Source organism: Streptomyces sp. NPDC006314 (assembly GCF_040613075.1).
Classification (GTDB): domain Bacteria; phylum Actinomycetota; class Actinomycetes; order Streptomycetales; family Streptomycetaceae; genus Streptomyces.
This window is the reverse complement of record NZ_JBEXRL010000005.1, coordinates 403,992-418,333: the sequence shown is the minus strand read 5'-3', so window position 1 is coordinate 418,333 and position 14,342 is coordinate 403,992. Positions and strand designations below refer to the sequence as shown.

Here is a 14,342-nt window from a genome sequence, read left to right as displayed (position 1 = left end):
TCGCCTGTCCGCACCGGCGGGCCGCCTTTCCACGAGACGGGCGCCGCCCCGGCGGCACGACTGCCAGGGTGACCGCGAGCGCCCCGAAGGGGCACGGGGGACCGCGTGACCGGCCCCCACGCACCCGCAGGCGACGACGGTCTACGAGGCCAGCGCCTCCTCCGGCTCCCCACTCGCCCTCGGCTCCGTCAGCTTCACGTCCGCCGTCTTCCGGTGCGCCGGATCCCGTACCTCCCCCACCAGCAGCTCCAGGACGTCCTCCAGGGCGACCAGGCCCAGCACCCTGCCGGTCGCGTCCGCCACCTGGGCCAGATGCGTGGCCGCTCGGCGCATCACCGTCAGGGCGTCGTCGAGCGGCAGCTCGGAGCGCAGGGTCGTCATCGGGCGCCAGACGTGCTGCGGGACGGCGCGGTCGGAGTCCTCCAGATCGAGGACGTCCTTCACATGGACGTACCCCATGAAGGGCCCCTTCTCCGTCGCCGCGACCGGGAAGCGGGAGTAGCCCGTGCGGGCGGTCAGATCCACGATCTCGCCCGGCGTGACCGACGGGGTCACCGTCACCAGTGACTCCCGGCGCAGCAGGACGTCCGTCACCGGACGGGAACCCAGCTCCAGGGCGTCCTCCAGCCGCTCCTGCTCCTCGGGGTCGAGGAGGCCCGCCTGGCCCGAGTCCTCCAGCAGGCGGTTCAGCTGCTCGCTCGTGACGACGGCCTCGACCTCGTCTCTCGGCTCGACGCGGAAGAGCCGCAGGATGCCCTGGGCGCAGGCGCCGAGGGACACGGTGATCGGCTTGCACAGGCGGGCGAAGTAGACCAGGCCCGGGCTGAGCCAGAGTGCCGCCTTCTCGGGCGCCGCCATGGCCAGGTTCTTCGGGACCATCTCACCGATGACCAGGTGGAAGAAGACCACGGCGGCCAGGGCGATGACGTAGCCGAGGGGGTGGATCATGCCGTGCGGGAGGTGGATCGCCTCGAACACCGGCTCCAGCAGGTGCGCCACCGTCGGTTCGGCGACCGCGCCGAGCGTCAGGGAGCAGACGGTGATGCCGAACTGCGCCGCGGCCATCATCTGGGGCAGGCGTTCGAGGCCGTACAGCACCTGGCGTGCCCGGGCCGTGCCAAGGGGTTCGATCTGGCTGCGGCGGACGGAGACGAGCGCGAACTCGGCGCCGACGAAAAAGCCGTTGGCGAGCACGAGCAGCATGGCGAAGACCAGTTGGAGGACGCTCATCGGGCCGCCTCCATGACGTTCGTCACCGGGGCCGTCCTGACCAGACGGACCCGTTCGGCGCGGTAGTGGCCGACCTGTCGGACCGAGAGCCGCCAGCCGGGCAGCTCGGCCCGGTCGCCGGGGGCCGGGATGCGGCCGAGCAGGTCGGCGACCAGGCCGGCGACGGTCTCGTACGGCCCCTCCGGCACGACGAGGCCTATGCGCTGCAGGATGTCGACACGGCAGCTGCCGTCGACGTCCCAGGCCGGCTTGCCGTCCTCGGGCGGGGCGGCGGCCAGCTCGGGCATGTCCTTGGCGTCGTGCTCGTCGCGGACCTCGCCGACGAGTTCCTCGACGATGTCCTCCAGGGTGACCACGCCGGCCGTGCCGCCGTACTCGTCCACGACGACCGCGATGGGCTGCTCGCTGCGCAGCCGGGCGAGGAGCGGCTGGACGGGCAGGGTCTCGGGGACGAGGAGTGCCTTGTGGGCGATACGGCCGACGGGGGTGCGCAGCCGGTCGTGCACGGGGATCGCCAGCGCGTCCTTGAGGTGGGCCATCCCGACGATCTCGTCGATCTTCTCCCGGTAGACGGGGAAGCGGGACAGGCCGGTGGCCCGGGTGAGGTTGACGACGTCCTCGGCGGTGGCCGAGGCCTGCAGGGCGCTGACCTTCACACGAGGGGTCATGACGTGCTGCGCGGTCAGCTCGCCCAGGGACAGGGTGCGGACGAAGAGGTCGGCCGTGTCCTGTTCCAGAGCGCCGGCCCGCGCGGAGTGCCGGGCCAGAGAGACCAGTTCGCCGGGGGTACGGGCGGAGGCCAGCTCGTCGGCGGGTTCGACGCCGAGCGCGCGGACCAGCCGGTTGGCGACCGTGTTGAGCGCGGCGATCACCGGCCGGAACAGGCGGGAGAAGTGGTGCTGCGGGCCGGCCACGAACCGCGCGACCTGAAGGGGCTTGGACACCGCCCAGTTCTTGGGCACGAGTTCGCCGATCACCATCTGGATCGCGGAAGCCAGCAGCATGCCGACGACCACGGCGACACCGGAGACGGCGCCCTCGGGGATGCCGAGCGCGGCGAACGGGCCGTGCAGCAGCTCGGCCAGGGCCGGTTCGGCGAGCATGCCGACGACCAGGGAGGTGATGGTGATGCCGAGCTGGGTGCCGGAGAGCTGGAAGGACAGCTCCTTCAGCGACTCCACGACCGTACGGGCGCGTTTGTCGCCGTCGGCCGCGGCCCTCTCGGCGTCCGGGCGCTCGACCGTCACCAGGCCGAACTCGGCCGCCACGAAGAAGCCGTTGGCCAGGATGAGCAGGAACGCCGCTCCGAGGAGCAGCAGGGGGGTGGTCACGATGCCACCGCCTCCCCGTTATGTCGGGTCGGGGCGGCGCGGGTACTACAGGACGATCCGTCCATCGCTGGAGGGAGTCACTCCTCGGGTAGCAGGAACCCCTGTGCACCGGGCGGCGCTCAGGGGCGGAGGCGCAGCGAAAAGGCCTCCGCCTCCAGATTAATCAAGACACGGCCCGCACGGGCAGGGTGGGCGCCCCCCGACTCACCCCTGATCTTGCGCCTGGCGGGCGGTCGCGCGGGCGTCGGCGAGCGCCCGCAGGGCCTGCGCGTCGGCGATGGCGCGCTGCTTGGCGATGCCCGGCTGGATGCCGAGGGCGGGCAGGCTGGTGCCGTCGCTGAGGTTGAGGAACACCCAGGGATCGCCCGGACGAAGGTTGACCTGGACGATCTCCGCCCAGTCCAGACGCCTCTTGCTGGCGATGTTGACGACGGTGACGCCGGACTCGTCGGCGACGACCTTCACCCGGGCCAGCTGGGCCAGCGCCCAGAAGATGAGCGCCCCGGTGATGACGAAGCTGAGCCGCTCCCCCGGGCCGAGCTCCAGCAGCATCGCGATCCCGGAGATCACCAGGAAAATCACGACACCGGCGGTGAGCAGGATGGCCCGGGTGCGGCCCGGCCGGAAGGTGACGGGAAGGGGGAGAGCGTCGGACATCTCGGTACGTACCCTTAGAGGCGGCAGGCGTGGATGGCCGTGGTCAGGATGGCGCGGGCGCCGATGGCGTAGAGGTCGTCCATGATCCGCTGCGCCTCCTTGGCGGGGACCATGGCGCGGACCGCGACCCAGCCCTCGTTGTGCAGCGGGGAGACGGTCGGCGACTCCAGGCCGGGGGTGAGGGCGACGGCCTTCTCCAGCTGCTCGACGCGGCAGTCGTAGTCCATCATCACGTACGTCCGCGCGACCAGGACGCCCTGGAGACGGCGCAGGAACTGCTGGACCTTCGGCTCCTCGGCGTCGGCGCCGGTGCGGCGGACGACGATCGCCTCGGACTTCATGATCGGCTCGCCGAAGACCTCCAGGCCCGCGTTGCGCAGGCTGGTGCCGGTCTCGACGACGTCCGCGATGACCTCGGCGACGCCCAGCTCGATCGCGGTCTCCACGGCGCCGTCCAGGTGGACGACGGAGGCGTCGATGCCACTGTCGGCGAGGTGCCCGGCGACGATCCCCTCGTAGGAGGTGGCGACCGTCTTGCCCTTCAGGTCCTCGACGCCGTTCGCGGTGCCCGGCTTGGCGGCGAAGCGGAACGTGGAGCGGGCGAAGCCCAGCGGCAGGATCTCCTCGGCGTCGGCGCCGGAGTCGATCAGCAGGTCCCGGCCGGTGAGGCCGATGTCGAGGCGGCCGGAGGAGACGTAGATCGCGATGTCGCGGGGGCGGAGGTAGAAGAACTCGACCTCGTTCTCCGGGTCGACGATCCGCAGCTCCTTGGAGTCTCGGCGCTGCTGGTAGCCGGCCTCATGCAGCATCTCCGCCGCAGGGCCGGACAGGGAACCCTTGTTGGGGACGGCGATGCGCAGCATGAGGTCGGCTTCCTTCGCGTTGAGAGGGTGAATCTGAGCTGGTGGGGTTTACAGGTGGGCGTAGACGTCGTCCAGGGAGATCCCGCGGGCGACCATCATCACCTGGACGTGGTAGAGCAGCTGCGAGATCTCCTCGGCGGCCGCTTCCCTGCCCTCGTACTCGGCGGCCATCCAGACCTCGGCGGCCTCTTCGACGACCTTCTTGCCGATGGCATGGACACCCTTGCCGACCAGCTCTGCGGTGCGGGAGGTGGCGGGATCGCCGTGGGCGGCCTTGTGCTGCAGCTCGGTGAACAGCTGCTCGAACGTCTTCTTGGGCATGGTGGTCCCACCCTACGCGGTTCGGGCGGTACCTCAGTGCCAGGGTTCAGATACTGAGCGGAGTGTGGCAGCCGTCGCCACCGCGGCCGTCACCGCCTCGTGCCCCTTGTCCTCGCTGGAGCCCTCGATGCCGGCCCGGTCCAGGGCCTGCTCCTCGGTGTCGCAGGTGAGCACGCCGAAGCCGACGGGGACGCCGGTCTCGACGGAGACCTGGGTGAGGCCCTGGGTGACGCCCTGGCACACGTAGTCGAAGTGGGGGGTGCCACCCCGGATGACGACGCCGAGGGCGACCACCGCGTCGTAGCCGCGGCCCGCGAGGACCTTGGCCGCGACCGGCAGCTCGAAGCTGCCGGGGACCCTGAGCAGGGTCGGCTCGTCGATCCCCAGTTCGTGCAGGGCGCGCAGGGCGCCGTTCACCAGACCGTCCATCACCTTCTCGTGCCACTGTGCCGCGATGACGGCGACCCTGAGGTCGCTCACGTTGCGTACGGACAGCTCCGGTGCACCCTTGCCGCTCACGTCTCTCCTAAGTGCTTTCGCTTACTGGTTGCCGCAGGTGGTCGCGGACGCGGCCGCGGAGGCTGCCGCGGCCGGCGTGTCCAGCCAGGGCAGGTCGTGCCCCATCCGGTCCCGCTTGGTGCGCAGGTACCGGAGGTTGTGCTCGCCGGCCTGGATCGGCATCGGCACGCGGCCGGTGATCTGCAGGCTGTGACGCAGCAGCGCGTCGGTCTTTTCGGGATTGTTGGTCATGAGCCGGACGCTGCGGACGCCGAGGTCGGCGAGGATCTGGGCACCCGCGCCGTAGTCGCGGGCGTCGGCGGGCAGGCCCAGTTCCAGGTTGGCGTCGAGCGTGTCGTGACCCTGCTCCTGAAGCTCGTAGGCACGCAGCTTGGACAGCAGGCCGATGCCGCGTCCCTCGTGTCCGCGCAGGTAGACGACGATGCCCCGGCCCTCGCTCTGGATGCGTTCGAGCGCGGTGTCGAGCTGGGGGCCGCAGTCGCAGCGCAGGGAGCCGAAGACATCGCCGGTGAGGCATTCGGAGTGGACGCGGACCAGGACGTCCGTGCCGTCGCCGATATCGCCGTGGACGAGGGCGACGTGCTCGACGCCGTCGACGGTGGACCGGTAGCCGTAGGCGGTGAAGGTGCCGTGCCGGGTGGGCAGGCGGGTCTCGGCCTCGCGGCGGACGGTGGGCTCGCTGCTGCGGCGGTAGGCGATCAGGTCCTCGATGGAGATGATCGTCAGGCCGTGCTTGCGGGCGAACGGGATCAACTCGGGCAGCCGGAGCATCCGGCCGTCCTCGCCGGCGATCTCCACGATGGCGCCGGCCGGGCGGAGGCCCGCGAGCCGGGCGAGGTCGACGGCGGCCTCGGTGTGGCCGTTGCGGACGAGTACCCCGCCGGGCCTGGCACGCAGTGGGAAGACGTGGCCGGGACGGACGAGGTCCGTCGGCTCCGCCGCGCCGCTCGCGAGGAGCTGAAGGGTCGTCGCGCGGTCGGCGGCCGAGATGCCGGTGCTCACGCCGTGAGCGGCCGAGGCGTCCACGGAGACGGTGAACGCGGTCTTCATCGACTCGGTGTTGTCCTCGACCATCTGGGGCAGCTGGAGCCGGTCCAGCTCCTCGCCCTCCATGGGGGCGCAGATCAGGCCCCGGCACTCACTCATCATGAACGCGACGATCTCGGGGGTCGCCTTCTCGGCGGCGACGACGAGGTCGCCCTCGTTCTCCCGGTCCTCGTCGTCGACGACCACGATGGGGCGGCCGGCCGCGATGTCGGCTATGGCCTGCTCGACGGGGTCGAGCCCGAAGCTCTCGATGGTGTCCGTGTCGTACAGCGGCGGTGCCGAGGTCATGCCGGCGCTCCTTCCAGAACGGGCCGCGTGCCCCTGCGGGAGCGCAGCCACCAGTCGCGCATGCCCCACAGGACGAGTGCGCCGTAGATGACGTAGACGAAACCGGAGAAGGCGTAGCCGTTGGCGAAGTTGAGGGGCACGCCGACGAGGTCGACGAGCAGCCAGGCGAACCAGAACTCGACCATGCCCTTGGCCTGGGCGTACATGGCGACGATGGTGCCGACGAAGATGTACGCGTCGGGCCAGGGGTCCCAGGAGAGGTTCGGGTAGGCCTTGAAGAGCAGGGCCACCGCGACCGTGCCCGCGGCGGCCGCGCCGAGCATCGCCGCGCGCTCGCGCCAGGTGGCGAAGCGGGGGGCGATGTGGCCGTCCGCGGACCGGTCCTTGTTGCGCTGCCACTGCCACCAGCCGTACAGCGCGACGGCCATGACGACGGCCTGCTTGCCGGCGCTTCCGGTCAGGTGGCCGTAGAAGGCGGCGAAGAGGACGAGGCCCGACAGGAACTGCACGGGCCAGGTCAGCAGGGAGCGGCGCCAGCCGAGGGCGAGGGTGATCAGGCCGAGGATGTTGCCGACCATGTCCGACCAGATGATGTGCTGGCCGAAGAGGGTGAACGCCTCGGAGTTCATCCAGTTCACCGGCCGGCCCCCTGACCGGCCGCGAGCAGCCGCTCCACGTACTTGGCGATGACGTCGACCTCGAGGTTGACCGGGTCGCCGGGCTGCTTGTGGCCGAGCGTGGTCAGGGCGAGGGTGGTCGGGATGAGGCTGACGGTGAAGTAGTCCGGACCGGCCTCGACGACGGTGAGGCTGATGCCGTCGACCGTGATGGAGCCCTTCTCCACGACGTAGCGGGCGAGGTCCGCGGGGAGCGAGATCCTGACGATCTCCCAGTTCTCCGACGGCTTGCGCTCCAGGACCTGCCCCGTGCCGTCGACGTGGCCCTGCACGATGTGCCCGCCGAGGCGTGCCCCCACGGCGGTGGGGCGCTCCAGGTTGACGCGGGAGCCGACGGCGAGCGCGCCCAGACTGGAGCGGTTCAGCGTCTCGGCCATGACGTCGGCGGTGAACTCGTCGCCCTCGTGGTCGACCACGGTGAGACAGACCCCGTTCACGGCGATGGAGTCGCCGTGCTGCGCGCCCTCGGTCACGACGGGGCCGCGGAGCCGGAAGCGGGAGGCGTCGCCGAGGTTCTCGACGGCGGTGACCTCACCCAGCTCTTCGACGATTCCGGTGAACACTTCCCGGGTCCTCCTGCCTCTTCGGGCACGGACTCCGGGGCCTGTCGATGACGACAGAATCTACGGATGGGCGCACACCGGGAGCGTCGCCGAAAAAGGACGCGTCCGTACCCGGACGAGTCCAGAGACGGCGGCGCGCACACGGAACGCATGCCCGCCCGCCGCGCACTGCCTCCCATCCGGACTTTAACCGTCGGTCCAGGAATTCCACCTGGTCAACCGGCCGCTGGAAGCGACCGGGTCGCGGACTATAACCGCCGGTTCGGACTTTCACCGACCCCGGAGTGCGCTGCTTCTGGTACAGGGCCAGTGTGCCACGCCCCGCGCTCACCCAGACAGGTGAAGAGTGTGGGTTCGCTCACAGTGTGTATCGCTGGACTTGCGCCTGAAGCCGCTTCCGTCAACTGCCGCGTGCCGGGTGAGCGGTGGGCTTGGTCTGGACCTATTGACCATCTGGTCTAGTCCTCTTAGGGTGCGGGCGGGCCCGGCGGCGGTGACGACGGCCCTTGCCCGCCGCCGGGCCGCCAGGGCTCGGAACGTCACCGGCTTGCCCTCTGGCAGGGTGAGCGCATGACGCTGCCGCCATCCGCCGAGGAGTTTTAGACCCACCGTTCCGGCTGCCTGGCTTGTCGCCTGCTCGGCTCCGCGCAGGAGGCGGAGGACGCCGTACAGGACGCGTCTGCGGTTCAACGGCGCCGATCGCGCGGACATCGAGCACCTGGGCGCCGGGCTCGCCAAGACCGTCACCGAACCGGCTGACCTCGGCGCGGCCGCGGCGCGGGGAGTACGTCGGGACCTGGCTGCCGGAGCCGGTGGTCACCTCCGACGGCACGCTGGGACCCCTGGAGTCGGCCGAGCGGCGGGACCAGGTCTCCCTGGCGATGCTGGTCCTGCTGGAGCGGCTGACGCCGACCGAACGGGCGGTGTACGTGCCGCGCGAGGCGTTCGGCTACGGCCACCGGGAGATCGCGGCCGTGCTGGACCTGAGCGAGGCCGACTGCCGTCAGCTGTACCGCCGGGTGGTGGCGGGGGTGGCCGTGCGCGAGGGGCGGTTCGACCCGGTGCCGGAGCGCCGGGAGGAGCTGGTCACGTCGTTCAGCACGGCCGCCCGGGAGGGGCGACCTGGCCGGTCTGGAGAAGCCGCGACGGCGGCGGCAAGGTCTCGGCGGCCCTGCGGCCGATCGAGGGCCGGACAAGGTGGTTCGCTTCCTCGTGGGCGGCTCCCGGCGGTTCGCGGCGGGCCTGGACGTCACGGTGGTGGAGGGGAACGGGGCGAGCGCACTGGCCGGATGGGCGGGCGACACGCTGCTGGGCGTCGCCGCCTTCGAGCTGGCGGACGGAGTGATCGCGCCCATGCGGTGCGTGGTGAACCCGGACAAGCTGGACTTCGTACGACGGCAGCTCGCACGCCCGTGAAAGACGGCCGCCGGGGCTGTCACATTTCCGGGCGGCTGTCTGTCTCAGCTGACGAAGGGCGCTCCGGCCGGGGCGCCCCGGTACCCGAGGGACGGAGAACAGCATGACCACGATCCTGGTGACCGGCGGGACCGGCACGCTCGGCCGGCTCGTCACGGAGCGGCTGCGGGCGGACGGGCACGAGGTGCGGGTGCTCAGCCGGCACGCCCAGCCGTACGCCGTCGACCTGCGCGAGGGCGGCCCCGGACTCGAGGCGGCCTTGGAGGGCGTGGAGACGGTCGTGCACTGCGCCAGCACTCCCCGGGGCGGCGACGAGAAGGCGGCACAGCACCTGATCGCGGCCGCGCGGCGGGCCGGAGTGGGCCACCTCCTCTACATCTCCATCGTCGGCGTCGACCGGGTGCCGCTCGGCTATTACCAGAGCAAGCTCGCCGTGGAGCGGCTGATCCAGGAGTCGGGGCTCGGCTGGACCGTGCTGCGCGCGACCCAGTTCCACGACCTGCTGGTCACGCTCTTCCAGGGCCTGGCCAAACCGCCGGTCATGCTGGTTCCGGCCGGGGTGGCGGACCAGCCGGCCGACGTCACCGAGGTGGCCGACCGCCTGGCGGAGCTGGCGCTCGCGGCGCCCGCCGGGCGGGTGCCGGACATGGGCGGTCCCGAGGTCCGTACCTTCGAGTCGCTGGCCCGTGCCTACCTGCGGGCGACCGGCCGGCGCCGCCCGGTCGCGAAGGTGCGGCTCTTCGGCGGGACCTACAGCGCCTTCCGCTCGGGCGGGCACCTGGCACCGGACCAGGCGGTGGGCAAGGTGACCTTCGAGGAGTACCTGACACAGCGGTTCGGGCGGAACTGAGCACGGTGAACGGCTGCTGCCGCTCGCCGGGTCCGGTCGCTTCGGCACCGGACGCCCGCCGTGAAGGACCCATGCCGCCCACCGGGTTCAACCGCCACGGCGCCCGGGGCCGGCGCGTGTCGGCGGGTCCACGCTCAGCCGGGACAGCCGGGCGCCGGTGCGGTACAGCTCCACGAGCAGCGGGCGCAGCGCCCGGCCGGACGGGGTGAGCGTGTAGCGGGTGCGGACCGGGAAGCCGGGCAGTCTCTCCTGGGCGATCAGGCCTCGGTCGCACAGTGCGCGAAGGCGCTCGGTGAGCACCTTGGGGCTGATCTCCGGGAGCCGTTCGCGCAGGGAACCGAAGGAGTGCGGGCCGTTCATCAGCTCGCGCAGGACCAGCGTGGTCCAACGGCCGGCGACCGCGGCCAGGGCGATCTCCACGGGGCAGTCCGGCTCGGGCCGGGTGGTGCGCCCGGCCGCGGTCGGCACCAACTCGCCGTCCCACATGTGACTTTCCGTTTGGTGAGCCACACGGCGACCGGCTTGGCTGGTGCCATGACCCTGCACAGGAATTCCGCTCTCGACCATGCCCCCACTGTCGCCCTCACCTGCGACGCCGCACAACATCCGCATGTCTTCGCCACCGCGTTCAACTCCGGCGGTCCCGAGGCTCTCGCCCGGGTCTACGCCGAGGACGCGGTGTTCGTGCCGCGCCCCGGCGGCCAGGTCACGGGGACGGAACTCGTCGCCGCCAACGCCGGGTTCCAGTCGCTGGGGCTGCCCATCCGGGTCAACCCCCGACACACCTACGTCAGCGGTGACACTGCCCTGCTCATCGTCGACTGGGTCATCGCCGGCCGGCGTCCCGACGGCGAGCGCGTGCACCTGGAGGGGACGGCCACCGATGTCGCCCGCCGTGGCCCGGACGGGCTGTGGCGATACCTGATCGACAACCCGTTCGGCACCGCTCAGGCCTGAGCCGCCACGCGGCAGATCTCCGTGCCGGCCTCCGCGTCGCCGGTACGAGCCGGGAGACGCTCCGCCGCGTCGGCGCGCCAGGCCACCGAGGGCAGCCCTACCGCTCGGGCGGTGCGAACACCTGGTCCTGTGCTCGCTCCCGGGCGGTCAGCAGCGCTCCGCGCAGCACGGCGGTCCCGCCGAGGCTGCTCGGCCGTACCTCGGTGGGCAGGGGCGACATCCGGCGCAGCCGCTCCGCCACGAGCCCGGCGAGCACCGCTCCGCCGGCCTGGCCGACCTCACCGCCGAGCACCACACACCCGGGGTCCAGTACGGCGACGACGGAGGCGGCCCCGACGGCGACCCGGTCGGCCAGGGTGTGGAGGAAGCGGTGGGCGGGGGGAACCGTTGCCGGCGTGGTGACCGGAACCGGCTCCCGCGACACCTCCGCCACCGCCTTCCGCACCGCCACGGCCGCCCCCGGCCCGTCCGTCGCGGCCGGCACCGGCAGGCCGCACTCGCCCGCCAGGGACACGACCGCCGCCGCCCCCGTCAGTGAGTGGAAGCCGCCGTCGCAGTCTCGCGCCGAGGGGAGTGAGCCGGTTCCCGGAACAGGCAGGAAGCCGATCTCGCCCGTGCCGCCCGAGGCGCCGCGACGGAGCGTGCCGTCCAGGACGACCGCGGCGCCGACGCCGTGGCCGAGCCAGAGCAGGACGAAGGTGTCCCGGTCCCGGGCGGCGCCCTCGCGCTGTTCGGCCAGGGCGGCCAGGTTGGTCTCGTTCTCCACGGTGACCCGGGCCCCGGGCAGCCGTTCCTGGAGGGCGGCGGCCAGGCTGCGGTGCCAGGCGGGCAGCCCGGCGGAGTCGCGCAGGTCGCCGGTGGCCGGGTCGATGAGGCCGGGGGCGCCGATGCCGACGGTGTGCAGCCGGTCCGCCCCGGCCTTCTTCGCCGTCCGCTCCACCGCGGCCACCGCCTGCTCGACGGCCGGTCCGGTCCCGGCGTCACCGCCGATCGGCACGGACGCCTCGGCGAGCACCCGCCCGACCAGGTCGGAGACCAGCACGAAGACGCCTTCGGTACGGACGTCGAGGGCGGCGAGGTGGGCGCGGTCGGCGACGATGCCGTACAGCCGGGCGTTCGGGCCCCGGCGCTGTTCGCCGGATTCGCCGACCACCGTGATCAGTCCGGAGGCCGTGAGCCGTTCGACGAGGTCGGCGACCGTCGGCCGGGACAGCCCCGTCAGGTGCTTCAACTGCCCTGCCGTCAGGGGGCCTTCCTGCTGCAACAGCCGCAGGGCGAGCCGGTCGTTGATGGCCCGGGCGGTGCTGGGTGATGCGGGCATGGCGGGAATCCTCCCAGATCGCTGCGGCCGGACCGGCTGTGGGCCCGGGAGGCGGTTTCGAGGGCATCTCCGGCCGTAAAACCGTCTTTCTATCAGGCAGGGTCCCTGATAGTTTGCGGCGCGTTCAGCAGGCGTGTCCGGGGAACTACCGGGGAGGGACTGGAACATGAGTGACGTGGGCTACGCGCGCGACGAGGCGCGGCGCGCCCGGTACGCCGTGGCGGCCGTGTTCGCCGTGCACGGCGCCGTGACCGGCTCCTTCGCGACCCGCGTGCCCTGGGTGCAGGACCACGCCTCGCTCAGCGCCGGCCAGCTGGGGTTCGCGCTGGCCTTCACGGCGTTCGGTGCCTCGTGCGCGATGCCGCTGGCGGGCCGGATCAGTCACCGTTCCGGCAGTCGTACGGCCCTGCGCGGGCTGCTCACACTGTGGACCCTGTCGCTGATCCTGCCGTCCCTCGCGCCGAACCTGTACACCCTGTGCCTGGCGATGTTCACCTACGGCGCCACCTCCGGCATGGCCGACGTCGCGATGAACGCGCTGGGTGTCGAGATCGAGCGGCGGCTCGAGAAGTCGATCATGTCGGGACTGCACGGCATGTGGAGCGCGGGCGCGCTCATCGGCTCGGCGGCGGGCACGCTCGCCGCACACTTCGGCTCCGACGCCCGCCTGCACCACGCCCTCGCCGCGGCCGCCCTCACCGTCCTCGGACTGCTGGCCTGCACCTGGGTGCTCGATGTGCAGCCCGCCGAGGACGAGGAACCGCCCCCGCGCTTCGCCCTCCCGCCCCGCTCCGCGCTGCTGATCGGCGCGGTCGGGTTCTGCGCGGTGTTCGCGGAAGGGGCGAGCCTGGACTGGTCGGCGGTGTTCCTGCGGGACCGGCTGGGCAGTTCCGCCGGTCTGGCGGCGGCCTCGACGACCGGCTTCATGCTGACGATGGCCGTGGCCCGGATCGCGGGGGACGCGGTGGTCAACCGCTTCGGCGCGGTCCGCACGGTCCGGGCCGGCGGAGTCCTGGCCGGGCTGGGCGGGCTGCTGATCGTCCTCGCCGGGCACCCGGCCACGGCGATGGGCGGATTCGCGCTGATGGGCCTCGGCATCGCGGTGGTGGTACCGCTGTGCTTCGCCGCGGCCGGGCACGCCGGGCCGAATCCGAGCCAGGCCATCGCGGGCGTGGCGACCATCACCTACACCTCGGGACTGATCGCGCCGAGCCTGATCGGCGGGGTGGCGCAGGCGACCAGCCTGATGGTGTCGTTCTGTGTGGTGACGGCGCTGGCGTGTGGGCTCGCGGTGTTCGCCGGGGTGCTGCGCACCGCCGAACGCGGCGGCCGGAAGGAGATCAGTCCGCAGGCCGCAGCAGTTCCCGACCCACGGCCCTGAAGGCGTCGGTCCACGGCGCGGGGCGCAGGCTCGTCGCGTCCAGCCGGACCAGCACCCGGGTGCCCTGCGCGTAGGTCTGCGTCCCGTCGGCCGAGCAGAAGCGGAAACCGTAGGTCAGGCCGGTGGTGCCGAGTCGATCCAGCCAGAGGTGGACGGCGTAGGCGCCGGGGCGGGTCACCGGTGCCTCGTAGGTGATCCGCAGTTCCCTGACCGCGTTGCAGGCGTCGCCGGCCGCCACCCAGTCGCCGTCGAAGCGGACGCCGTGCTCGCTCCAAAGCTCGGTCCAGGCGCGCTCGACCATCAGCGGGTAGCGGGCGTTGTGGAGGAGCCCGAGCGCGTCGAGGTCGTCGAAGTGGACGGTGACGGGGATCAGCCGGCCGTAGGAGACGGCGGGGGCGGTCGGCGCTTCGGCGGTCACGGCAGGGACTCCTGAACGCTGGGCAGTGGGGCGGGCGCACCCCCGGGCACACCCCATACTAAGCGACCGCTCAGGAACCCCGGCCGGGAAGGGGCTGGTCAGCCCGCTATCGAGTCCGACTGCTCGGCGGCGGGCCGCAGCGCCCACAGGTTCCCCCGGGCGGCGCCCGGAGCTTCGGCACGGCCGCCCGCGCCGCCGGGTCACCGGCGTCCGCGGTCGCGTGCCCGACGTCAATCGCCGCGTGACGGTGGACCGGCTCGGGTGCGGCCGGCAGTAGATGGTCGGCCGTCTTGACCAGGCTCTGACCGTCCGGTCCCTGGCTCCGTCGAGGACGGCCGTCCGCGGCACTCTGGGCGACTGGACGGGACGGGCACGGCTGTGAAGGTCACCGCCGCGGCCAGCGGCACGACCGCGCGCGATCTTCCACTCCTCGGGCACTCCGACCACGACGGCGGATCGTCTATGTGAACGCAGTTCATGAACAGGGCCGGGCGAGCGTAGAG

General features: G+C 72.1%; 16 protein-coding genes, 2 pseudogenes and 1 riboswitch. Of the genes and pseudogenes, 5 read left to right on the top strand and 13 right to left on the bottom strand.

Going from position 1 to position 14,342, the window contains the following annotated elements; genetic code table 11:
- Positions 1-141: 141 nt before the first annotated feature.
- The 9 genes from ABZ079_RS12355 to ABZ079_RS12315 form a co-directional block, all read right to left on the bottom strand.
- Positions 142-1,230 carry a hemolysin family protein gene (locus ABZ079_RS12355; RefSeq protein ID WP_356939346.1) on the bottom strand — a complete coding sequence of 363 codons (1,089 nt, stop codon included), beginning with the start codon at positions 1,228-1,230 and terminating at the stop codon, positions 142-144.
- Positions 1,227-2,561: a hemolysin family protein gene (locus tag ABZ079_RS12350; RefSeq protein WP_356939345.1), complete on the bottom strand. Its 1,335-nt coding sequence runs from the start codon at positions 2,559-2,561 to the stop codon at positions 1,227-1,229. The genes ABZ079_RS12355 and ABZ079_RS12350 overlap by 4 nt, the downstream gene beginning before the upstream one ends.
- 204 nt (positions 2,562-2,765) lie before the next feature.
- Positions 2,766-3,218, bottom strand: a complete 453-nt coding sequence (locus ABZ079_RS12345) for a PH domain-containing protein (protein ID WP_356939344.1) — start codon at positions 3,216-3,218, stop codon at positions 2,766-2,768.
- A gap of 14 nt (positions 3,219-3,232) precedes the next feature.
- Positions 3,233-4,081, bottom strand: coding sequence for an ATP phosphoribosyltransferase (gene hisG / locus ABZ079_RS12340; protein ID WP_356939343.1), 849 nt, complete (start codon positions 4,079-4,081; stop codon positions 3,233-3,235).
- A 48-nt stretch (positions 4,082-4,129) separates the two neighbouring features.
- Positions 4,130-4,402 carry a phosphoribosyl-ATP diphosphatase gene (locus tag ABZ079_RS12335; protein WP_356939342.1) on the bottom strand — a complete coding sequence of 91 codons (273 nt, stop codon included), beginning with the start codon at positions 4,400-4,402 and terminating at the stop codon, positions 4,130-4,132.
- Positions 4,403-4,435: 33 nt separating this feature from the next.
- Positions 4,436-4,921, bottom strand: a complete 486-nt coding sequence (ribH, locus tag ABZ079_RS12330; RefSeq protein ID WP_356939341.1) for a 6,7-dimethyl-8-ribityllumazine synthase — start codon at positions 4,919-4,921, stop codon at positions 4,436-4,438.
- Positions 4,922-4,942: 21 nt separating this feature from the next.
- The gene (locus ABZ079_RS12325) at positions 4,943-6,256 is read right to left on the bottom strand and encodes a bifunctional 3,4-dihydroxy-2-butanone-4-phosphate synthase/GTP cyclohydrolase II (protein ID WP_356939340.1); all 1,314 of its coding nucleotides are present in this window, start codon (positions 6,254-6,256) and stop codon (positions 4,943-4,945) included.
- Positions 6,253-6,894 (bottom strand): nicotinamide mononucleotide transporter family protein, encoded by a 642-nt coding sequence (locus ABZ079_RS12320; RefSeq protein ID WP_356939339.1) that lies wholly within the window; start codon positions 6,892-6,894, stop codon positions 6,253-6,255. Before ABZ079_RS12320 ends, ABZ079_RS12325 begins: the two co-directional genes overlap by 4 nt.
- Complete coding sequence (locus tag ABZ079_RS12315; protein ID WP_356939338.1) at positions 6,891-7,496, bottom strand: riboflavin synthase; 606 nt, start codon at positions 7,494-7,496, stop codon at positions 6,891-6,893. Before ABZ079_RS12315 ends, ABZ079_RS12320 begins: the two co-directional genes overlap by 4 nt.
- Before the next feature lie 161 nt (positions 7,497-7,657).
- A riboswitch (FMN riboswitch) is annotated at positions 7,658-7,788 on the bottom strand.
- Positions 7,789-8,377: 589 nt separating this feature from the next.
- Between ABZ079_RS12315 and ABZ079_RS12310 the strand changes: the two are divergent.
- From ABZ079_RS12310 to ABZ079_RS12300, 3 genes and pseudogenes are all read left to right on the top strand, one after another.
- A pseudogene (locus ABZ079_RS12310) lies at positions 8,378-8,455 on the top strand (hypothetical protein); the annotation flags it as partial.
- A 238-nt stretch (positions 8,456-8,693) separates the two neighbouring features.
- The gene (locus ABZ079_RS12305; RefSeq protein ID WP_356939420.1) at positions 8,694-8,912 is read left to right on the top strand and encodes a hypothetical protein; all 219 of its coding nucleotides are present in this window, start codon (positions 8,694-8,696) and stop codon (positions 8,910-8,912) included.
- A 103-nt stretch (positions 8,913-9,015) separates the two neighbouring features.
- The gene (locus ABZ079_RS12300; protein WP_356939337.1) at positions 9,016-9,762 is read left to right on the top strand and encodes an NAD(P)H-binding protein; all 747 of its coding nucleotides are present in this window, start codon (positions 9,016-9,018) and stop codon (positions 9,760-9,762) included.
- Positions 9,763-9,849: 87 nt separating this feature from the next.
- Here ABZ079_RS12300 and ABZ079_RS12295 read toward each other — a convergent pair whose 3' ends face one another.
- The gene (locus tag ABZ079_RS12295; RefSeq protein WP_356939336.1) at positions 9,850-10,248 is read right to left on the bottom strand and encodes a helix-turn-helix domain-containing protein; all 399 of its coding nucleotides are present in this window, start codon (positions 10,246-10,248) and stop codon (positions 9,850-9,852) included.
- A gap of 48 nt (positions 10,249-10,296) precedes the next feature.
- On the opposite strand from ABZ079_RS12295, the gene ABZ079_RS12290 reads away from it, so the two are divergent.
- Positions 10,297-10,719, top strand: a complete 423-nt coding sequence (locus tag ABZ079_RS12290; protein ID WP_356939335.1) for a DUF4440 domain-containing protein — start codon at positions 10,297-10,299, stop codon at positions 10,717-10,719.
- Between the two features lie 97 nt (positions 10,720-10,816).
- Here ABZ079_RS12290 and ABZ079_RS12285 read toward each other — a convergent pair whose 3' ends face one another.
- Positions 10,817-12,040 carry an ROK family transcriptional regulator gene (locus tag ABZ079_RS12285; protein WP_356939334.1) on the bottom strand — a complete coding sequence of 408 codons (1,224 nt, stop codon included), beginning with the start codon at positions 12,038-12,040 and terminating at the stop codon, positions 10,817-10,819.
- A gap of 166 nt (positions 12,041-12,206) precedes the next feature.
- Between ABZ079_RS12285 and ABZ079_RS12280 the strand changes: the two genes are divergently transcribed.
- The gene (locus tag ABZ079_RS12280) at positions 12,207-13,421 is read left to right on the top strand and encodes an MFS transporter (protein ID WP_356939333.1); all 1,215 of its coding nucleotides are present in this window, start codon (positions 12,207-12,209) and stop codon (positions 13,419-13,421) included.
- Here the strand turns inward: ABZ079_RS12280 and ABZ079_RS12275 are convergent.
- On the bottom strand, positions 13,381-13,839 hold the full coding sequence (locus tag ABZ079_RS12275; protein ID WP_356939332.1) for an acyl-CoA thioesterase: 459 nt from the start codon (positions 13,837-13,839) through the stop codon (positions 13,381-13,383). The two genes, ABZ079_RS12280 and ABZ079_RS12275, sit on opposite strands and share 41 nt — an antisense overlap.
- A gap of 98 nt (positions 13,840-13,937) precedes the next feature.
- A pseudogene (locus ABZ079_RS12270) lies at positions 13,938-14,158 on the bottom strand (alginate lyase); the annotation flags it as partial.
- Positions 14,159-14,342: the final 184 nt, after the last annotated feature.